This is a genomic window from Paraconexibacter sp. (genome assembly GCF_059438195.1).
Window position 1 is genome coordinate 19008 of the sequence record NZ_JBLKKY010000043.1, and the last position, 20522, is coordinate 39529.

Here is a 20522-nt window from a genome sequence, read left to right on the forward strand (position 1 = left end):
GGGAGAAGAGTTGCGAGAGGGGAATCCGATCGATCCGACCACCGTGCGGACGCGACGCGAGTTCATCGCGCGCGCCGCCGCGACCGGTCTCGCGGCGACCGTCGCGGGCGCCCTGCCGCTCGTGCGCGCCACGCCGGCGGCGCAGGCTGCGGAGCCCGCGCTGCCGGACGCGACCCTCCAGGCGTTCGCCGACACGATGATCCCCGGCCGCCGCGTCGCGACGACCGTCCTCGGCGACGCGATCCACCCGCGCGCGATCCTCGGGCTCGACGATCGCCCGGGGGCCGTCGAGGCGGACGCTCTCGCCCTCGGCAAGCACCCGCTCATCGGCTTCGACGTCCTCGCGCCCGCGTTCCTCGCCGACCTCGAAGCCCGCTCGCTCGCGCTCGGCGGCGCGCCCTTCCTCATCCTCGACCGCGCCGGCCGCGAGCGCGTCGCGACCGACGGGCTGCGGTACGACAACCCGCTGCGGCTCGTGTGGGAGGCCGCTGCCGCGATCCCGTTCACCGCGTTCTGCGCCGCCGCTCTCTCGGAGGAGCAGACCGCCGATGCGGCGCCCGGCTACCGCGTCATGGGCCTCCCCGGACGCGTCGCGGCGGGGTACGCCGACGCGAGCTACCGCCGGCGCCTCGCCCGCGAGCGCACGACGACGGGGAACCTCCCGTGAGCGAGCGCGTCGACGTCCTCATCGCCGGCTCCGGCTTCGGCGGCGCGATCGCCGCCCATCGGCTCTCCGAGCTCTATCTCGCCGCGGACGCCGACCCGGCGAGCGTCGTCGTCCTCGAGCGGGGCGAGGACCTCGGCCACACCGACTACCGGCAGTCGATGCACGTCGAGCACCTCTCGCGCGTGTACGAGCTCGTCCAGGGCCAGGGCGCGCAGATGGTGACGGCGACCGGCGTCGGCGGCGGCTCGAACCTCTACCTCGCCGCCTCCCTGCGCGCCCCGACGGAGACGTTCGAGCGTCGCGACCGCCGGCCTGGGGACGGGCCCGAGCGCCGGATGTGGCCCGAGGCGATCAGCCGCCGGAGCCTCGACCCCTACTACCGCCGCGCGGAGCAGGCGCTCCGCGTCGCTCGGCCGACGTGGTCGGAGGTGTCGCGCAGCGGCGGGCTGTGGGCGAAGACGCTCGACGCCGCGGGTCACACGTGCGACCGCGTGCCTCTCGCGATCAGCGCGGAGCGCTGCGTCGAGGCGAAGTGGTGCCACACGGGGTGCATCCACGGCGCGAAGAACTCGCTCATCACGAACTACCTCGCGTCGGCCCGCGCCGCCGGGGTCCGCATCCGGCCGCTGCGCCGCGTCGAGTCCGTCCGGCAGACGAGCGCGCGCCCGTACCGGTACGTCGCGACCGTGAGCGTCCTCGACCCGGAGACGAGGGCCCCCGTGCGCACCGAGGAGATCACCTGCAAGGTGCTCGTCCTCGCCACGGGCGCGATGAACGACGCTCCGATCCTCATGCGCTCTCGGGGCGACCTGCCGTCGCTCAGCGAGCACGTGGGCCGCCACCTCGGCTGCAACGGCGACCACGTCGCGGCGATCGAGTACGACGAGCGCAAGGTCCGCGACGTCCTCGGCCTCCCCGGCTACGGCGCGTTCCACAAGGGCAAGCCGATCACGACGATGACCTACGACTTCTTCGTCGGCCGTCGCGGCAACCGCTGGGACGGGACGCGCTTCACCCTGCAGGAGATCTTCCTCTCGTCGCTCACGAACTTCCTCTACGACGACGGGCGCGATCCCGCTGGCGACCCCTCGTGGTGGGGGCTGCAGAAGAAGGACGCGATCGCGAGCTGGGCGAACCGGATCGAGCTGCTCGCGATGGTCGAGGACACCCACGACGGCACGTTCCTCGCCCCCTCCCCGACCGGGAACGGGGGCGTGCGGCCCAACGCGGGCCCGATCGCCTTCGGGACGTTCAACTACGCGCAGTCCGACCAGTCCATCCGCGTGCGAGAACGGGCCGACGCCGCGATCGCGCGGATCGCCCGACGGCGCGGTCTCGGGCGGTTCATGAAGCTCTCGCAGACCCGGGGCGTGTACGCCGCGCACCCGCTCGGCGGCCTGCGCATGGCGGAGTCCCGGGACCTCGGGGCGGCGAGCGCCGACGGCGAGATCTTCGGCTACGAGGGCCTCTACGCGTTCGGCTCGTCGATCATCCCGACGTCCCTCGGAGTCAACCCGTCGCTCACGATCGCGGCCGTCGCGGAGCGGGCGGCGGAGCGCCTCGTCGAGCGGGCCGGCGACCTCGGTCTGCCCGCCGCGCCGGACGGGCTGCGGGCGCGCGTCCCGCGCGAGGTCGTCGGGCCGAGGGTCGAGACGCCCGGCCGCCCGCGACGGCGGCGCCGCCGGCGGAAGGCCGGCCGCGGCCGCCGGGCGGCGTAGGCGGGTCGCCCGACGCCGCCGCCTTGGTGCCCCGCCACAGTCGCCGGGCCCGCCGTGGTGCGACACCGCGTTGCGTGTGCCCGGCACCCGCGCATAGGCTGGGTCCGTCCGCGAGCGAGGGAGGAGACACGTGAGCGACGAGAGCAACGGGCGTCGGGCCGGCCGCGAGCCGCGCGTCGTCGTCATCGGGGCGGGCGCCTCGGGACTCTGCATGGGTCGGGCGCTCGACGAGGCGGGGATCCGCGACTGGGTCGTCTACGAGAAGGCCGAGGACCTCGGAGGGACGTGGCGGGAGAACCGCTATCCGGGCCTCTCGTGCGACGTGCCGGCGCGGTTCTACACCTTCTCGTTCGCGCCGAACCCGGCGTACCGGACGACGTACGCGTCGGGACGGCAGATCAAGGCCTACCTCGACGGGGTCGCGGACCGCTTCGGGCTGCGCGACCGCATCCGCTTCGGCGAGGAGGTGGCGAGCGCGCGGTGGGAGGACGGTCGCTGGCACCTGCGGACATCGGCGGGGACCGAGGACGCCGCCGACGTGCTCGTCGCGGCGACCGGGTTCCTCCACCGGCCGCACGTGCCGGAGATCCCCGGCCTCGAGGACTTCGAGGGCGCCGCCTTCCACTCGGCGCGGTGGGACGAGTCCGTGGCGCTCGACGGTGCCCGCATCGGCGTCGTCGGGACGGGGTCGACGGGCGCGCAGATCGTCGCCGCGCTCGGACCGCGGGCAGGGCGGCTCGTCGTCTTCCAGCGCACCGCCCAGTGGGTGCTGCCACTGCCGAACTTCCGCATCTCGCGCTTCACGCGGTGGCTGCACCGCCGCGTCCCGGCGATCGGACGTCTCAGCTACCGGCTGTGGCAGGGGATGTGGGAGAAGTTCTTCGCGACCGCGGTCGTGAAGCCCGGCTGGCAGCGCAAGGCGCTCGGCGCGGCATGCCGCCTCAACCTCCGCTTCGGCGTGCGCGACCCGGCGCTGCGGCGCAAGGTGACGCCCGACTACGAGCCCCTCTGCAAGCGGCTCGTCATGTCCGCCGGGTACTACCCCGCGCTCGGTCGTCCCACCGTCGACGTCGAGACCGAGGAGATCGCGCGGGTCGAGCCCTCGGGGGTCCGGATGCGCGACGGGCGGCTCCACGAGCTCGACGTCCTCGTCCTCGCGACGGGCTTCGACGCGCACGCCTTCATGCGGCCGATGGAGATGGTGGGTGAGGGCGGCCTCACCCTCGATGAGGCGTGGGCCGGCGGCCCGCGGGCCTACAACACCGTCGCGATGCCGGGCTTCCCGAACTTCTTCATGCTCTGCGGCCCGCACAGCCCGATCGGCAACCAGTCGATCCTCCCGGTCGCCGAGTCGCAGTCCGCCTACATCGTCGAGTGGATCCGGCGGCTGCGGGACGAGGGCCTCCCGGCGGTCGCCCCGAGGGTCGAGGCGATGGAGCGCTTCAACGACGAGATGCGCGAGGCCTACCCCGACACCGTGTGGGTGACCGGGTGCCAGTCCTGGTACCTCGGCGCCGACGGGCTTCCCGCGCTGTGGCCGTGGGGGCCGGATCGTCACCGCGAGCTCATGGCGACGGTCGTCCCGGAGGACTTCGAGGTGCTGCGGCCCGCCGGGACGCCGACGTCCGCGAGCGGGCGCTCCGTCGAGCTTCCCTGACGTCAGGAGGGAGCGATCGGCGCGACGGCCGGCGCGTCCGGGTGCTCCTCGCTCGCGATGACGGCCGGCAGCCGACGGATCGCGGCCACGAGAGGGCCGATGAGGACGAGGCAGCCGACCGTGAGCAGCCCGGCGCTCCCGAGCGAGATCCAGCCGGCGAAGGCCGCGGCAGCGGACGCGGTGGCGAAGCTCCCGAGGACGACCATGCCCAGCTGGCCCGGATGCGGGCGGCGATACGGAGAGACCATGAGCACCGCGGTCGCCGCCGCCCCCGCGAGCACGAGCTCCTGGCCGGGTGCGAACGCGAGCAGCGTGACGACGAGCACGGTCGCCGTCGGCGTCGGGACGCCGATGAACCCGGGGGCGTCCGTGGAGGCGAACACCGCGAGCCGCACGAGAGCGGCGACGAAGTACAGCCCCGCGACGAGGGGGGCGACGACGGCGCCGACGGGGCCCTCGGCAGCCGGGCCCTGCATGAGCAGCAGGGCGGGGACGACGCCGAAGGTGACGGCGTCGCTCATGAGGTCGAGGTGCCCGCCGAGTCCGCTCCCTCCGCGCCACCGGGCGACGAGGCCGTCGAGGGTGTCGAAGATCATCCCGCCGATGACGAGGCCGACGACGAGGCCGAGCTGTCCCTCGACGAGGTCGCCGCCCCACCCGATCGGCGAGGACATGCCCATGAGCAGGGCCGCGGCGGTGAACCCGCACACCCCGTTGGCGATCGTCAGCGCATCCGCGATCCCCGCCCGGCGGAGCTGACCGATCGGCGCACCCGAAGCGCTCACGCTTCCCTCTCCCGTCCCCGTCGTGACGTGTCCCCCGCGGGACGAGGGTAGCGGCCCCCGACCGTCGTTGCAGTTATTTTCCAGCGGCAGGACGATCCCGGTCCAGCCGGGTGATCCCCGCCCGGACGCGAGTGCCCACGCGGACGTCCGCATCGATCCCGTGCGGGAGCAGGACGTCGACGCGTGACCCGAAGCGGATGAGGCCGATCCGATCTCCGCGGCGGAGCCGGTCGGCAGGCCGCGCGTAGGGCACGATCCGGCGTGCGAGGGCGCCTGCGATCTGCACGAGGCCGAGCTCGCCGTCCGCGGTGTCGATCGTCCACACCAGCCGCTCATTGCGGTCGGAGTCCTTGTGCAGGGCGGGTCGCTTGCCACCGGGACGATGGCGCAGGGAGCGCACGACGCCGTCGGTCGGCGCGCGGTTGACGTGGACGTCCCAGACGGCCATGAACGTCGCGACCCGGGCGCGCCCGTCCTCGACACGGTCCACTCGGGTCACGATCCCGTCCGCGGGGGCGAGGACCCCGCTCGGCGGACCGACGCGGTCGGGATCCCGGAAGAACGCGGTCATTGCGGTCGCGCCGGCCGCGAGGGCCATGCCGGTGCGGCGGGCCCGCAGGACGACTGCGACAGCGGTCGCGTACCAGAGGGCCGGGACGAGGCGAGGCGTGCCACGTGCGAGGCGGATCCCCAGGCGGCCTTCGTGGTGTTCGCGCCGCCTCATCCACCCCTCCCCGCGGTGAGTGTACGCTCGCGCCGGGAGGCACGTGGCGCACGCACATCGACAGGGGACGCCGCGAGATGCGCCGACGGACCCGCGCGCCATGGACGGGCCGCTGCTCGAGCTCGGGACCGTCCTGCGCGAAGGGCGACCGATCCCCGACGACCTGCGCGCTCGCCTCGAGGCCGGGCTCGGGCCGCAGCGGCTCAGGCAGCTCCTCGAGCTCTCGGGGGCACCGGGGGAGCCGCCGCCGTCGCGTCCGCCGGTGAGCCGCCGGGTCACGCCGCCGCGGACGGTCCTCGTGATCGCCTGCGTCGGGGTCTTCATGGCCTTCCTCGACGAGACCGTGGTCGGGATCGCCATCCCGGACCTCCTGTCCTCGTTCCCGGACGCCTCGCTCGGCGGGCTGTCGTGGGTCCTCAACGCCTACAACGTCGCGCTCGCCGCTCTCCTCGTCCCCGGCGGGCGCTACGCCGACGTGCTCGGTCGTCGACGGCTGTTCCTCGTCGGGCTCGGGCTCTTCACCTTCGCATCGGCGGTGTGCGCCGTCGCACCCTCGCTGGAGCTCCTCGTCGCCGCGCGGGCGCTGCAGGGCGCCGGTGCGGCGATCATCATCCCCGCCTCGCTGGCCCTGGTCCTGCAGGCGTACCCGGCGGGGGAGCGGGCGCAGGCGATCGCGGTGTGGAGCGCGACCGCGGCGCTGGCCGCCGGCATCGGGCCGTCGATCGGCGGCCTGCTGGTGGAGCTCTCCGACTGGCGGCTCGTCTTCCTCGTCAACGTGCCGATCGGGATCGTCGGCATGCGGGTGGCGGGGGCGCTGCTGGTGGAGAGCCGCGCTCCCGGGAAGCGGGCGTATCCCGATCTGCCGGGGGGCTTGGTGCTCGCGCTCTCCCTGGGCCTGCTCACGCTCGCCATCGTGCAGGGGGAGGACTGGGGGTGGCTGAGCGCCGGCGTGATGATCGCGGTCGCGGGCTCGGCCGTGGCGAGCGCGCTCCTCGTGCGCCGGTCGCTCGGGCAGGAGACGCCGGTGATCGACGGCGAGCTCTTGCGGACCCCGGGCTTCCGCGCCACGGCCGGGGTGAGCCTCGTCGGGTCCGCCGGCTTCTTCGGCCTCGGTCTCGCGAACCTCCTGTTCCTCATGCAGGTCTGGGACTGGTCCCCGCTGCTCACCGGGCTGGCGATCACCCCGGCGCCGTTCGCCGCCGCGCTCGCCGCCGGGCTCGTGGGACGGATCGCCGCCGGCCGCGACGTCCGAGCGCTCGTGGCGGGCGGGAGCGTCGTCCTGAGCGCGGGGGTGCTGCTCCTCCTCGCCCGCATGGGGCCCGAACCCGACTATCTGGGCGCGTACCTGCCCGCGGCGCTGCTGCTCGCCGTCGGCGTCGGCATCGCGTTCCCGCTCGTCAACGACGCGGCCGTCTCCGGCGCGCCCGGCGAGCGGTACGCCGGCGCGAGTGCGCTCAACGCCTCGATCCGCCAGGTGGGCGCGGTGCTGGGGATCGCCGTCGTCGCCGTCCTCGTCGGCGAGGACGCGGTGCTCCGGGACACCGAGGGATTCCAGCGGGCGTGGGTCCTCTGCGCCGGGTGCTTCCTCGTCGTCGCGGGTGGCGCGCGATGGCTCCCGCGCCACCAGCCTCCGCCCGAGGCCGAGCCGGAGGTGCCGCTAAGCCGACCGGTGGTCGCCGCCCCCGCGCATCCCCGCCGCCGCACCGAGGTGAGGTCCTCGCCGCCCCCGGCCGCCACGGCCGCCGAGCTCCTCGCCCGCGTCCCGCTGTTCTCCTGCCTCGACGACGCCTCGCTCGAGACGCTGGCGGCGCGGGCCACGACCGTCACCCTGCCCGCCGGTCGGTGGCTGTTCCACCACGGCGACCCCGCCGACGCGCTGTACATCGTCCGCAGCGGACGCCTCCGGGTCCTCGTCGACGACACCCGGATGGTGGCGGAGCGGAGGAGCGGATCCGTCGTCGGGGAGCTGGCGCTCCTCAGCGACGAGCCTCGGTCGGCGGGGATCGTCGCGCGCCGCGACGCTCAGCTGCTGCGCCTCGGGCAGGAGGACTTCGACGCGATGATGGAGCGCCCGGAGTTCGCGCGCTCGGTCGCCCGCGTGCTGGGCAGGGAGCTGCAGCGGTCGGAGCGGCCGCGTGATCCCGAGGGCGCCGCTCCCGCGACGATCGCCGTCGTGGCGGTCGGTCCCCGCGCCGCGGCGCTGCGGGTCGCCGAGCGGCTGCGGCACAGCCTCGGGCGACTCACGACCCTCGCCGCGCTGGGCCCGCAGGACGTCGCGGTCGACCCGGACGACCCCGGATCGCGGCTCGCCGAGCTGCTCGACCGCTGCGAGCGCGACCACGACGTCGTGCTGCTGGCGGGCGGCGCCCTGGGCCGTGACGGCGAGGCCTCACGATGGACGCGGGCGTGCGTCGAGCAGGCCGACCGCGTGCTGCTCGTCGTCGCGCCACCCGTCGAGGGCATCCGACTGCCGGCCTTCCCGAGGGGTTGCGAGGTGGTGGTCCACGACGGCACGGGTGCCGACGGGCTCGCGCAACTCCTCGACGAACTCGACCCGGTGACGACCTACCGCCTCGGGCCTGCCGCCGAGCAGCGCGCCGACCTCGATCGCATCGCCCGCCGCCTGACCGGCCGCGCCGTCGGACTCGTCCTCTCGGGCGGTGGGGCCCGCGCCCTCTCTCAGCTGGGCGTCCTCGAGGAGCTCGAGGCGGCAGGCGTCCCCATCGACCGCGTCGGCGGGGTGAGCATGGGCTCGATGGTCGGCGGCATGTTCGCGCACGGCATGCGGGCCGACGAGATCGACGCCCGCTGCTACGAGGAGTGGGTCCGGCGCCGGCCACTGAGCGACTATCGGGTCCCGCGGGTCTCGCTGCTGCGCGGCGCGCGGGCGCTGGAGATGCTCGAACGCAACCTCCCGGGCACAATCGAGACGCTGCCGCTCAGCTACTACTGCGTCAGCACCGACATGATCGCCGCGCGGCTGGTGGTGCACGAGCGCGGCCCGCTGGCGACCTGCGTGGCGGCGAGCATGGCGATCCCCGGCCTCGTGCCGCCGGTTGCGCTGGACGGCCGGCTCCTCGTGGACGGCGGCCTGTTCGACTACCTCCCGGTCGGGCCCATGGCCGACCGGCGGGAGGGCCCCATCATCGTCTGCGACACGTCGCAGCACGAGGTGCGCGCGCTCGCTCCCGGCACGACGCCGGAGCCGCCGTCGCTGCCCGAGACGCTCTACAAGCTCGTGCTCCTCGCCTCGGCCGACCCGCATGCGGCGAGCCGGCGCGCCGATCTCGTGATCCGCCCCGAGGACGAGGGGACGGGCCTGCTCGAGTTCCACATGATCGACCGGATGCGTGAGGCCGGCCGCCGGGCCGCCCGCGAGGCGCTCGAACGCGCGCCGGCGTGCATCTTCTCCCCGTGAGGCGGGTCCCTCCCCGCGACGCTGCGCCCCGCCGTCGCGGACCGTTCGGGAGACCCGCTTCCCTCGTCGGGGGCTCCCGGCCGGGCCCCGCGCCTGAAAGGGTGCCGGGATCGCCGTCCCCACGACGAAGGAGCCACGACCGTGAAGACCCGCATCACCGAGCTGTTCGGCATCGAGCATCCGATCATCCAGGGTGGGATGCACTACGTCGGCTACGCCGAGCTCGCCTCGGCGGTGTCCAACGCCGGCGGGCTCGGGATCATCACCGGGCTCACGCAGCCGACGCCCGAGGATCTCGCGAACGAGATCGCCCGCTGCCACGAGATGACCGACAAGCCGTTCGGCGTGAACCTCACGTTCCTGCCCTCGTTCAGCGAGCCGCCGTATCCCGAGTACATCCAGGCGATCCTCGAGGGCGGTGTGCGGATCGTGGAGACGGCGGGCCGCAACCCCGAGCCCTACCTGCCGGCGCTCCATGATGCCGGGGTGAAGGTCATCCACAAGTGCACGTCGGTGCGCCACGCGCTCAAGGCGGAGAAGATCGGCTGCGACGCGGTGAGCGTCGACGGCTTCGAGTGCGGTGGCCATCCGGGCGAGGACGACATCCCGAACATGATCCTGCTGCCGCGCGCGGCGGAGGAGCTGTCGATCCCGTTCGTCGCGTCGGGCGGGATGGCCGATGCCCGCAGCCTCGTGGCCGCGCTCGCGCTCGGCGCGGACGGCATGAACCTCGGGACGCGGTTCATCGCGACGGCCGAGGCGCCCGTCCATCAGAACGTGAAGGACGCCCTCGTCGCGGCCGACGAGCGCGACACGCGTCTCATCATGCGTCCGCTGCGCAACACGGAGCGGGTGCTCACCAACGCCGCCGTCGAGTCGATCCTGCAGATCGAGGCCGAGAAGGGCGACGAGGTCGGCATCGACGACGTCCGGCAGTTCGTCGTCGGCGCCCAGAACCGCAAGGTCCTCCAGGAGGGCGAGATGGACGCGGGCGCCTGGAGCTGCGGCATGGTCGCCGGGCTCATCAAGGACGTCCCGACGTGCGCCGAGCTCATCGATCGGACGATGGCCGAGGCGGAGGAGCTCATCCGCGGCCGGCTCGCCGGGATGCTCGACGCCGACGCGGTCACCAGCTGACGCGGCGAGGTGTGTCGGAATGCACCCGAGGGCTGGGTTCATTCCGACACACCCGCGGATGCGCGAGGGGCCGGCGTCGCCGCCGGCCCCTCGCCCTCCAGCGGTCTGTCGCCGTGACTACTTCACGTCGAACCGGTCGAGGTTCATGACCTTGTCCCACGCGGCGACGAAGTCCTTCACGAACTTCTCCTTCGCGTCGTCGCTCGCGTAGACCTCGGCGAGGGCGCGCAGCTCGGAGTTCGAGCCGAACACGAGGTCGGCGCGGGTGCCGGTCCACTTGCCGTCGGCGGTCGCGAACGTGCCGTCGTCCTTCGTCGTCCAGCGCGTGTCGAGCGAGAGGAGGTTGACGAAGAAGTCGTTCGTCAGCGTCCCCACGCGCTCGGTGAGCACGCCGTGGGTCGAGCCCCCGGTGTTCGCGCCCAGGACGCGGAGGCCGCCGACGAGGACGGTCAGCTCCGGCGCGCTGAGGGTGAGCAGGTTCGCCTTGTCGATGAGCAGGTGCTCGGCCGGCAGGCGGTGCTCGCCCTGCATGTAGTTGCGGAAGCCGTCGACCTTCGGCTCGAGGTAGTGGAAGGACTCGACGTCCGTCTGCTCCTGGGAGGCGTCGCCGCGACCCGGGGTGAACGGGACCTCGACGTCGACGCCGCCGTCCTTCGCCGCCTTCTCGACCGCGGCGCAGCCGCCGAGGACGATGAGGTCGGCGAGCGAGACGTCCTTGCCGAAGCCCTGCTGCACGCCCGCGAGGGCGTCGAGGACCTTGCCAAGCTCCTGCGGGTCGTTGGCCTCCCAGCCCGCCTGCGGCTCGAGCCGGACGCGCGCGCCGTTCGCGCCGCCGCGCTTGTCGCTGCCGCGGAACGTCGAGGCCGACGCCCACGCCGCCTTCACGAGCTCGGTCACCGAGAGTCCGGTCTCGAGGATCTTCGCCTTGAGGGCCTTCACGTCCTCGGGGCTCAGCTGCGGGCCGGCCGGAACCGGGTCCTGCCAGATGAGCTCCTCCTGCGGGACCTCGGGACCGAGGTAGCGCGAGATCGGGCCCATGTCACGGTGCGTGAGCTTGAACCACGCGCGGGCGAACGCGTCGGCGAACGCCTGCGGGTCCTCGAGGAAGCGGCGCGAGATCTTCTCGTACGCCGGGTCCATCCGCAGCGAGAGGTCCGTCGTGAGCATCGTCGGCTTGCGCTTCGGCGAGTCGGGCGTCGGGCCGGGGATGACCTCCGGCGCGTCCTTGGCGACCCACTGGTGCGCGCCCGCCGGGCTCTTCCCGAGCTCCCATTCGTAGTTGAAGAGGTTCTCGAAGAAGTTGTTCGACCACTTCGTCGGCGTCTCGGTCCACGTCACCTCGAGACCGCTGGTGATCGTGTCCGCGCCCTTGCCGGACGCGTACGAGCTCGTCCAGCCGAGGCCCTGCTCGACGAGGTCGGCGGCCTCGGGCTCCGGGCCGACGTGCGGCAGCGGGTCGGCCGCGCCGTGCGTCTTGCCGAAGCTGTGGCCGCCCGCGATGAGCGCGACGGTCTCCTCGTCGTCCATCGCCATTCGGCCGAACGTCTCGCGGATGTCCTGGGCCGCGGAGACCGGGTCGGCGTTGCCGTTCGGACCCTCCGGGTTGACGTAGATGAGGCCCATCTGGACGGCGCCCAGCGGCGCCTCGAGCTGGCGCTCGCCCGTGTAGCGCTTGTCGCCGAGCCACTCGGTCTCGGGACCCCAGTAGACGTCCTCGTCCGGCTCCCAGACGTCCTCGCGACCGCCGGCGAAGCCGAAGGTCTCGAAGCCCATCGACTCGAGCGCGACGTTGCCCGCGAGGACCATGAGGTCCGCCCAGGAGAGGTTCCGGCCGTACTTCTGCTTGACCGGCCAGAGGAGGCGGCGGGCCTTGTCGAGGTTGGCGTTGTCGGGCCACGAGTTGAGCGGCGCGAAGCGCTGCTGGCCGGCGCCGGCGCCGCCGCGGCCGTCGGTGATCCGGTACGTGCCCGCGCTGTGCCAGGCCATGCGGATCATGAACCCGCCGTAGTGGCCGAAGTCGGCGGGCCACCAGTCCTGGGAGGTCGTGATGACCTCCTCGATGTCCTTCTTCACCTGCGTGAGGTCGAGGCTCTCGAAGGCCTTCGCGTAGTCGAAGTCCTCGCCGAGCGGGTTGGCGACCGCGGGGTTCTTCGCGAGGATCTTCAGGTTGAGGCGCTCGGGCCACCAACCGCCGTTGCCGCCGCCCTGGGTCGGGTACGGCGCACGGTCGGGATCGAACGGGCAGCCGCCCTCGCTGCCGACCGCGGGCTCCTCGGACATGTCTCCGACGACGGCGTCATGCTCTCCGGGCACAGGGAACCTCTCTCTTCCAGGGGTGTGTTGACTCAGGGGGTGCGCGCACGCGCGCAATCGGGGCACAGGCCCCGGTAGACGACCTCGGCCTCGTCGATGACGTAGCCGTGGTCCTCGACGGGGGTGAGGCACGGAGCCTCGCCGACGGCGCAGTCGACGTCGGCGATGGCGCCGCAGGATCGGCACACGACGTGGTGGTGGTTGTCGCCGACCCGGGCCTCGTAGCGTGCCACGGAGCCCGGCGGATCGATGCGCCGGACGAGGCGCGCGTCGGTGAGCGCGCGCAGCACGTCGTAGACGGCCTGGTTCGACACGTCGCCGAGGTCCTCGCGGACGAGGTCGATGAGCGAGTGCGTGTCGGCGTGGGGATGGTCGTGCACCGCGGCCAGGACCGCGAGACGAGGACGGGTGACGCGCAGGGCAGCCCCGCGCAGAAGTCCCTCGAGCTCGTCGGTCGCCGGCACGGGGAGGAGTATGACAGGTTCTTTGGATCGATTCCAGATTGTGCGGGACCGCACGCGCTCTGCCCCCCGGGCGTGGGGAGGACTGGCGACGCCATGCGTCGCCGGTTCGCCTGACGTCGTGCCGCGGCTCGACGTGGCGCGCTCTGGCGACGCCACGCGTCGCCGGTTCGCCGCACGCTGCCGCGCGGGCCTGGCGCACCGGCGTCTGCGGCGAGGTGTCTCGCAGCCCGGCGACGGATAACGGCACGTATCCCCGTTCCCCACCCGAGGAGGAATTGCATGTCGACCGTCGAGAAGTCGATCGAGGTCAACGCCCCGCTGCGCACCGTCTACAACCAGTGGACCCAGTTCGAGGAGTTCCCGCGGTTCATGGACGACGTGGAGGAGGTCCGCCAGGTCGACGACACGCACCTGCACTGGGTCGCGAAGTTCGGCGGGTCGCGGCACGAGTGGGACTCGGAGATCACCGAGCAGAAGCCCGACGAGCGCGTCGCGTGGCGCAACACGGAGGGCGAGGATCACGCCGGCGTCGTCACCTTCCACCGCCTCGACGAGGAGAAGACGCGCGTGATGGTGCAGATGGACTTCGTCCCCGAAGGCGTGAAGGAGCGCATCGGCGATGCGCTCGGCGCCCCCGACCGCCGCGTCGAAGGCAACCTCGAGCGCTTCAAGGAGCTCGTCGAGGAGCGCGGCCGCGAGAGCGGCGGCTGGCGCGGCGAGGTGAAGCGCCCCGACGAGGCGTAGCGATACCCCCGCGCGCTGCGCGGGACCGGACGAGTGCGGGACGTGCCTCTGGCACGTCCCGCGCTGGGGTCCGGCTGCGGCGAGGGCCGCGACGCGCGACCTGCTCTCAGGTTGCGCCGGCCGCGTGAGCGGGGAGACTCCCCGCCGTGAGCGACGGACGAGAGGTCGAGCGCAAGTTCCTCGTCGAGACGGTCCCCGAGGACGTCCGCTGGGAGAGCGAGGACGAGATCCGCCAGGGGTACCTCGCTCTCGACGGCGCCGTCGAGGTCCGCGTGCGTCTCCGTCGCGGCGAGGCGACGCTGACGATCAAGAGCGGCGGCGGCCGCGTCCGCGTCGAGGAGGAGATCACGGTCGACGCGGAACGGGCCGAGCGGCTCTGGGCCCTCACGGAGGGTCGTCGCGTCGAGAAGACGCGGCGCGTGCTGCGCGCCGACGGGCACGCCTTCGAGATCGACGAGTTCGCCGGCGCGCTCGGCGGGCTGGTCGTCGCCGAGGTCGAGTTCCCCGACGAGGACGCCGCCGAGGCGTTCCGGCCGCCCGCGTGGCTGGGGCGCGAGGTCACCGACGACCCCCGCTACAAGAACCGGGCGCTCGCCTGCGACGGGCGTCCCCGGCCGGAGGGCTGACGAGCATGGGCTACAAGGTCCGGGACGCCGAGGGGATGGCCGACGCCGTCCGTCGGATCGTCGTCGAGCAGGTCGACGACGCGATCGAGCAGCTGCAGGGCGGCGGCGAGGAGGACCGTGACGAGGCGGTCCACGAGGCGCGCAAGAGCCTGAAGAAGGCGCGCTCCGCGCTGCGGCTCGCGCGCCACGACATCGGGAAGGACGTGCGCGCCGAGGAGAACGCCGCGCTCCGGGACGCGGGACGCCGGCTCTCCGGCGCCCGTGACGCGCAGGTCCTCCTCGAGACCCTCGAGAAGGTCGCCGACGACGACCGCCTCCCCGTGCCACGCGAGGGCGTCGCGGCGCTGCGGTCGGCGCTCGAGGAGCGCCGGGAGCGGGTCCACGCCGAGGTCCACGACGACGACGGCGGGGCGGGTGACGTGGTCCGCGCGCTCGAGGCCGTCCGCGGGCGCGCGCCGGAGTGGCCGCTCGACGAGCAGGGCTTCCGCCACGTCGCCAAGGGACTGCGGCGCATCCTCGACCGCGGGTGCGAGGCGCGCGACGCCGCGCTCGCGCAGGGCGCCGGCGACGAGGCGTGGCACGAGTGGCGCAAGCGCGTGAAGGACCTCTGGTACTCGCTGCGCATCCTCGAGCCCGTCGCGCCTCGCATGCTCGGCGGCATGGGCGACGAGGCCGACGAGCTGAGCGACGTCCTCGGTGACCACAACGACCTCGCCGTCCTCGCGCGAGCGATCGAGGAGCACTCCGACGTCATCGAGCCCGCGCACGCCGAGCAGCTCGTCGCCGCGGTGCGTCACCGGGCCGACGAGCTGCGCCTGCGGTCCGTGCCGCTCGGCATGCGCCTCTACGCGGAGACCCCGAAGGCGCTCGCCCGGCGGCTCGAGGTCTACTGGCGGGCTCGCGCGGCGCAGGCCGAGGCGGACGCGACCTGGCTCGCTCCCGAGGTCGCGACGCGGGTCCGCGAGCTGCTCGCCGAGAAGCAGGTGGCGACCGACGCGAGACGCAAGCGGGCGCTGTCCGCCGAGCTGCGCTCGCTCGGCTTCCGCGTGAGCGACCACGAGGACGCCGTGGGCTCGCCCCGCGGCGGGTTCACGGCCGACGACTTCGACGCGCTCGTCGAGCGCGGGCGGATCCGCATCGGGGCTCCGCCCGCGCCCTGCCGGGACTCCCCGGCGCGCGCGTCCTGAGCCGCTCAGGCGGCGACGTCGGCCGCGCGCTCCTCGTCGGGCGCCGTCGCGGCGCCGACCGCCTCGACGCGCACCGGGACCGCGTTGAACGCCGCGCTGCCGGTGAGCCGGTCGACGACGGCCGGGTCGGTGATGTCGTTCATGCTCGCGCCCGCCTTCGCGGCCGCGCGCTGCCAGCCGACGCCCGGGCGGGTGTGGCCGAAGCCGTGGGGGACCGAGACGACGCCCGGCCGCATCTCGTCGCTCACCTCGACCGGCACCTCGATCGCGCCCACTGCGGAGGTGACGCGCACCCGGTCGCCGTCGGAGAGTCCCCGCGCCGCGGCGTCGTCGGGGTGGAGGAGCGCCGTGCAGCGGTCCGCGCCCTTCATGAGGCGGGCGCTGTTGTGCATCCACGAGTTGTTCGACCGCAGCTGGCGCCGGCCGATGAGCGTGAGGTCGAAGCCCTCCGCCGCGGCGGCCTCCCGCTCGGCGGCGAGCTCCTCGAGGTGCGACGCCTCGTCGAGGAGCGGGGCGGTCACGAGGCGGATGCGCTTGCCGGGAGTGCGGATCATCTTCCGCAGGCCGGGCTGGAGCGGGCCGAGATCGATCCCGTGGACGGAGTCCTTCACCTTCGCCATCGTCAGCCCGTTGCGCAGGCCCCTCTTGAGCATCCCGTACGGGCCGGTGCGCAGCGCGATGTCGGCGAGGCGCTCGGGAGTCGAGACGGCGCCGAGGAGGCGGACGACGGCGTCCTGCGCGCGACCCGCGAGGCTCTCGCCCCCGAGCCGCCCGGCGACCGCCCAGAGGATCTCCCAGTCGGTCTTCGTGCCGGCCTCCGCCGGCACCGCGGCGGGGTTGTAGCGCATGTGGTTGCGCACCGAGACCCCGGGGAACAGGATGTCGACGTCGGATCGCTCGAGGTGGGCGACCGGCGGCAGGATGACGTGGGCGTGCCGCGTCGTCTCGGTGACGTACATGTCGACGGCGACGAAGTGCTCGAGCGACGCGAGGGCCTCGTCGAGGCGCGCGCCGTTCGGCGTCGAGAGGACCGGGTTGCCGGCGTAGGAGATCATGCCGCGCACCTGTCCCTGCCCGGGCGTGAGGATCTCGTCGGCGAGGCCGGCGACGGGCAGCTCGTCGGCGTACCCGGGAAGGCCGCTCACGCGCTGGTGGCGGTGCCCCCACTTGCGCGTCACGGGCAGCATGCTGAGCGAGCCGAAGGCGTCGATCGCGGGCGTGGGCAGCATCGCCCCGCCGGGACGGTCGACGTTGCCGGTGACGGCGTTGAGCGCGTTGATGAGCCAGTGCGTCACGGTGCCCGACCGCTGCTGGCACACGCCGACGCGGCCGTAGGCGACGGCGGTCGGCGCTGCCGCGAAGTCGCGTGCGAGCCGTGCGATGGTCTCGGCGTCGACGCCCGCGTGCGGGGCAGCCCGCTCCGGCGTCCACGGCGCGACGACCTTCTCGAGGCCGTCGAGGCCGTCGACGGTGCCGGCGATCGCCTGCCGGTTGACGAGCCCCTCGGCGAAGAGGGTGTGGAGCATGCCGAGGAGCAGGAACGGGTCGCCGCCGGGCTGCACGGAGACGTGCTCCGAGGCGTGGGCGACCGTCTCGGTGCGGCGCGGGTCGACGACGACGACGCGGCCGCCGCGGGCGGTGATCGCCTTGAGCCGGTGCCGCGCCCCCGGGGCGGTCATGATCGAGCCGTTCGACACCGCCGGGTTCGCGCCGAGGACGAGCATGTGGTCGGTCCGGTCGATGTCCGGGATCGGGAGCAGCGCGAGGGTCCCGAACATCTCGTGCGAGCTGCGGTGCTGCGGCAGCTGGTCGGTCGACGTCGCCGAGTAGTTGTTCTCGCTGCGCAGCATCGCGCGGATGAGGAACGAGGGCACGACCGCCGAGGAGTGCGCGCCCGGGTTGCCGAGATAGGTCGCGACGGCGTTGCGCCCGTCGCGCTCGCGGATGCGGCGCAGGCCGTCGGCCGCGAACGCGATCGCCTCGTCCCAGCCGATCTCGACGAAGCGGTCCCCGACGCGCTTCACGGGGCGCCGGAGCCGGTCGGGATCCTCGTAGAGATCCTGGAGCGCCGCCGCCTTCGGGCAGATGTAGCCCTTGGAGAGCGTGTCGTCCGGGTCGCCGGTGATCCGCAGGACCTTGCGGCCCTCCACCTCGACCTTGATGCCGCAGTGGGCCTCGCAGAGCGTGCACTGCCGATGGACCGTCGTCGTCATCGCGGGTCTCCTCCCTCGTTCGACTCGGTGTCGAGTCTACGCACTGCGCCGTGCGCCGCGAGAGGCAGCTCGGTGACCTCCGAGCGCGCCTTCCTGCATCTCGCGTTCTTCGAGCGGCTCAGCCGAAGGCGTTGTCGAGCGTGAGCATGAGCGCGAAGCCGATCATGAGCCCGACCGTCGCGATCCGCTCGTGGCCGTGCCCGTGACTCTCCGGAATGAGCTCGTCGGCGACGACGTAGAGCATCGCGCCCGCCGCGAACGCGAGGCCGACGGGGAGCAGCGCCTCCACGAGCGCGAAGCCCGCGATCGCCGCGGCGGCCGCGGGCGGCTCGGCCCAGCCGGTCATCGCGGCGACCCCGGCCGCCTTGCGCCGGCTCACGCCCGCGGGCACGAGCGGCGCGGCCGCCGCGAAGCCCTCGGGGATGTTCTGGATGCCGATCGCGAGGGCGAGGGGAGCCCCCAGCTCGGGACCGCCGGCGGCGAAGGCGACCCCGACCGCCATCCCCTCGGGCACGTTGTGGATGACGAGCGCCGACAGGAGCAGCGTCGCGCGGGAGCGGGCGTCGAGCTGGTCGTCCGAGAGGTGCCCGCTCTCCTCGAACCGCGTGTGGATGTGGGGGACCGTCTCGTCGAGGACGACCATCACCGCGCCGCCGAGGAGCAGGCCGACGACGATCTCGGTGATCGTGCCGCGATCGAGCGCGGGGACGAGGAGGCTGAACGCGGTCGCCGCGAGCATGACGCCGGCCGTGAAGCCGAGGAGCGCGTCGAGGAGGCGCTCCCCCGGGCGACGCAGGAGGAGGATCGGGATCGCCCCGAGGCCCGTCGCGAGCCCGGACGCGAGGATCCACACGGTCGTCTCGGCGGTCTCGGAGATGCGGGCAGGCTACCCATGCACCCCCGCGCGGCATTAGGGTCGGCGAGGTGACCGAGACGACGACCGCTGCCCCCGCGACCACGCCACGCGACATCACCGTCGAGGCGAACGGCCTGAGGTTCCGCGCACTCACCTGGGGAGAGGACGACGCACCGCTCGCCCTCCTCGTCCACGGCTATCCCGACACGGCGTGGACCTGGCGTCACCTCGGCCCCCTCCTCGCCGACCGGGGGTGGCGTGTCGTCGCGCCCTTCACGCGCGGGTACGGCCCGACCGACCTCGCGCCGGACGACGACTACTCGGTGCCCTCGCAGACGGCGGACATCGTCGCGCTCCACACCGCGCTCGGCGGCGACGAGCACTCGGCGCTCGTGGGCCACGACTGGGGCGCGGTCGCGACCCATGCCCTCACGGGCACCCATCCCGGGCTCTTCGGCCGCGTCGCGACGCTCGCCGTCCCGCCCGCCTCCGCGCTCCTGCGCCCGTGGGCGCCGCGAGCCCCGCGGCCGGGCGTCGGCCTCCGCCAGCTCCGCAAGAGCTGGTACCTGCTCTTCAACCAGGTCCCCGGCGTCTCCGACCGCGCCTTCGAGCAGGTCGTCGACCTCCTCTGGCGCACGTGGTCGCCCGGCTACGACGCGACCGAGGACATCGCGCACGTCCGCGCCGCCCTCGACGGGGTCTCCCGCCGCCGCGCCGCCCTGCGCTACTACCGCACGGCGCTCGCTCCGCGGCCGGCGTGGACGCTGTTCCGCGCCGTCGGCGACCAGCCGGTGCTCTTCCTCTACGGCGATCAGGACGGGTGCATCGACGCCGCCGTCTCCGACGACGCCGCTCTCGCGCCGGGCAGCGAGCGCCGCCGCCTTCCCGGGATCGGGCACTTCCTCCACCTCGAGGCGCCCGACCTCGTCGGCGGGCTCGTCGCGGACTGGCTGGGCGACCCGCCCGCGCGGCCGGCCGGCGGCGCCGGCTGACCTCGGCGGGCGTCAGCCCGTCCTGGCGGCGAGGTACTCGGAGGTCGCGGCGAGCGTCGTGAGCTTCCCGTAGTCGCGCTCGGGGACGTCGACGCCGAGGCGCTCGTGGATCCCGGCGACGAGGTTCTGGACGTCGAGGCTGTCGAGGTCGAGCTCGTCGCGGAGGTCGACGTCGTCGGGGAGGCCGCTGAGATCGGCTTCGGGGGCGATCTCGGCGAGGACGGCGAGGACGGCGCTGCGGGTGTCGGCGGTGGTCGTCATGAGAGCTCCGTGGGGGTCTGGAGGATGCGATCGATCTCGGCGAGGAAGCGGCTCCCGTCGAGCCCGTCGGTCGCGCGATGGTCGGCGGCGAGGGTCGCGACGACGGTCGGCCTCGCGCCGACCATCCCTCCGGAGGCCCACGGCCGCTCCCGGACGGCCCCGAAGCCGACGAGCGCGACCTGGGGCGGAGCGATGACGCCGTGCACCTCGTCGGCGCCGCGGTCCCCGAGGTTCGTCACCGTGAGAGTCGGGTCGCGCATCTCGGCTCCCCGGAGCGTGCCCGCGCGTGCCCGCGCCGCGAGGTCGCGCAGCGCGTCCATGAGCTCGCCGAGCGAGAGCCCGTCGGCGTCGTGGATCGCGGGCGCGACGAGGCCGCCGCCGCGGAGCGCGAGCGCGACGCCGAGATGGACGTGCTCGGCGACCTGCGGCGCGCCGTCGGCGAAGAACCCGTTGAGCTGGGGGACCGCGTGGACCGCGCGGGCGGTCGCGGCGAGGAGGACCGCGGCCGGGATCGCGCGCTGTGCGGGCGGGAGGGGCGCGTTGCGGTCCGCGAGCCAGTCGAGCGCAGCGGACATGTCGATCTCCGTGCGCAGGTGGTAGGCGGGGATCTCCCGGGCCGACCGCGCCATCAGCTCGCCGATCGTGCGCCGCATCGCCGCCTGGCGGTCGGCCGTCGACCGCTCGGGAGCGGGCGCGGGCTCGCCCGCGTGCGCGGGTGCCGGCGGCGCCTGGGGCGCCGGCGCCTCGGCGGGCGCGGCGC

General features: G+C 73.9%; 17 protein-coding genes. 9 read left to right on the plus strand and 8 right to left on the minus strand.

Annotated features, from left to right (window positions below):
* Positions 1–43: 43 nt before the first annotated feature.
* From ACME2J_RS14705 to ACME2J_RS14715, 3 genes are all read left to right on the plus strand, one after another.
* Entirely contained in the window at positions 44–667 is a 624-nt protein-coding gene (locus tag ACME2J_RS14705) for a DUF5987 family protein (protein WP_495545683.1), read from the plus strand.
* A complete protein-coding gene (locus tag ACME2J_RS14710; RefSeq protein WP_495545684.1) occupies positions 664–2385 on the plus strand; it encodes a GMC oxidoreductase in 1722 nt (573 codons plus the stop codon). The genes ACME2J_RS14705 and ACME2J_RS14710 overlap by 4 nt, the downstream gene beginning before the upstream one ends.
* Positions 2386–2515: 130 nt before the next feature.
* Positions 2516–4042, plus strand: coding sequence for a flavin-containing monooxygenase (locus ACME2J_RS14715; protein WP_495545685.1), 1527 nt, complete (start codon positions 2516–2518; stop codon positions 4040–4042).
* A 2-nt stretch (positions 4043–4044) separates the two neighbouring features.
* Here the strand turns inward: ACME2J_RS14715 and ACME2J_RS14720 are convergent, their stop codons facing one another.
* Positions 4045–4827, minus strand: a complete 783-nt coding sequence (locus ACME2J_RS14720) for a CDP-alcohol phosphatidyltransferase family protein (RefSeq protein ID WP_495545686.1) — start codon at positions 4825–4827, stop codon at positions 4045–4047.
* Between the two features lie 73 nt (positions 4828–4900).
* Entirely contained in the window at positions 4901–5551 is a 651-nt protein-coding gene (locus ACME2J_RS14725) for a phosphatidylserine decarboxylase (RefSeq protein WP_495545687.1), read from the minus strand.
* A gap of 100 nt (positions 5552–5651) precedes the next feature.
* Here ACME2J_RS14725 and ACME2J_RS14730 point away from each other — a divergent pair, with 100 nt between their 5' ends.
* Together ACME2J_RS14730 and ACME2J_RS14735 are read left to right on the plus strand one after the other, a co-directional pair.
* The gene (locus ACME2J_RS14730; protein ID WP_495545688.1) at positions 5652–8969 is read left to right on the plus strand and encodes an MFS transporter; all 3318 of its coding nucleotides are present in this window, start codon (positions 5652–5654) and stop codon (positions 8967–8969) included.
* A gap of 141 nt (positions 8970–9110) precedes the next feature.
* Positions 9111–10106, plus strand: coding sequence for an NAD(P)H-dependent flavin oxidoreductase (locus ACME2J_RS14735; RefSeq protein ID WP_495545689.1), 996 nt, complete (start codon positions 9111–9113; stop codon positions 10104–10106).
* A gap of 117 nt (positions 10107–10223) precedes the next feature.
* On the opposite strand, the gene katG is transcribed toward ACME2J_RS14735, so the two are convergent.
* Both katG and ACME2J_RS14745 read right to left on the minus strand, forming a co-directional pair.
* On the minus strand, positions 10224–12419 hold the full coding sequence (gene katG / locus ACME2J_RS14740; RefSeq protein ID WP_495545690.1) for a catalase/peroxidase HPI: 2196 nt from the start codon (positions 12417–12419) through the stop codon (positions 10224–10226).
* A 32-nt stretch (positions 12420–12451) separates the two neighbouring features.
* Entirely contained in the window at positions 12452–12883 is a 432-nt protein-coding gene (locus tag ACME2J_RS14745; protein WP_495545691.1) for a Fur family transcriptional regulator, read from the minus strand.
* Between the two features lie 279 nt (positions 12884–13162).
* Here ACME2J_RS14745 and ACME2J_RS14750 point away from each other — a divergent pair, with 279 nt between their 5' ends.
* From ACME2J_RS14750 to ACME2J_RS14760, 3 genes are all read left to right on the plus strand, one after another.
* On the plus strand, positions 13163–13627 hold the full coding sequence (locus ACME2J_RS14750; RefSeq protein WP_495545692.1) for an SRPBCC family protein: 465 nt from the start codon (positions 13163–13165) through the stop codon (positions 13625–13627).
* A 146-nt stretch (positions 13628–13773) separates the two neighbouring features.
* A complete protein-coding gene (locus tag ACME2J_RS14755; protein WP_495545693.1) occupies positions 13774–14253 on the plus strand; it encodes a CYTH domain-containing protein in 480 nt (159 codons plus the stop codon).
* Between the two features lie 5 nt (positions 14254–14258).
* Positions 14259–15440 (plus strand): CHAD domain-containing protein, encoded by a 1182-nt coding sequence (locus ACME2J_RS14760; RefSeq protein ID WP_495545694.1) that lies wholly within the window; start codon positions 14259–14261, stop codon positions 15438–15440.
* A 5-nt stretch (positions 15441–15445) separates the two neighbouring features.
* Here the strand turns inward: ACME2J_RS14760 and ACME2J_RS14765 are convergent, their stop codons facing one another.
* Together ACME2J_RS14765 and ACME2J_RS14770 are read right to left on the minus strand one after the other, a co-directional pair.
* Entirely contained in the window at positions 15446–17653 is a 2208-nt protein-coding gene (locus ACME2J_RS14765; protein WP_495545695.1) for a molybdopterin oxidoreductase family protein, read from the minus strand.
* 118 nt (positions 17654–17771) lie between these two features.
* On the minus strand, positions 17772–18506 hold the full coding sequence (locus ACME2J_RS14770) for a ZIP family metal transporter (protein WP_495545696.1): 735 nt from the start codon (positions 18504–18506) through the stop codon (positions 17772–17774).
* Between the two features lie 71 nt (positions 18507–18577).
* Here ACME2J_RS14770 and ACME2J_RS14775 point away from each other — a divergent pair, with 71 nt between their 5' ends.
* Positions 18578–19501: an alpha/beta fold hydrolase gene (locus ACME2J_RS14775; RefSeq protein ID WP_495545697.1), complete on the plus strand. Its 924-nt coding sequence runs from the start codon at positions 18578–18580 to the stop codon at positions 19499–19501.
* Between the two features lie 12 nt (positions 19502–19513).
* Here ACME2J_RS14775 and ACME2J_RS14780 read toward each other — a convergent pair whose 3' ends face one another.
* Together ACME2J_RS14780 and ACME2J_RS14785 are read right to left on the minus strand one after the other, a co-directional pair.
* Positions 19514–19762 (minus strand): acyl carrier protein, encoded by a 249-nt coding sequence (locus tag ACME2J_RS14780; RefSeq protein ID WP_495545698.1) that lies wholly within the window; start codon positions 19760–19762, stop codon positions 19514–19516.
* Positions 19759–20522 (minus strand): 2-oxo acid dehydrogenase subunit E2 (locus tag ACME2J_RS14785; protein ID WP_495545699.1); only part of this gene is annotated, 764 nt, incomplete at its 5' end. The genes ACME2J_RS14785 and ACME2J_RS14780, both read right to left, overlap by 4 nt.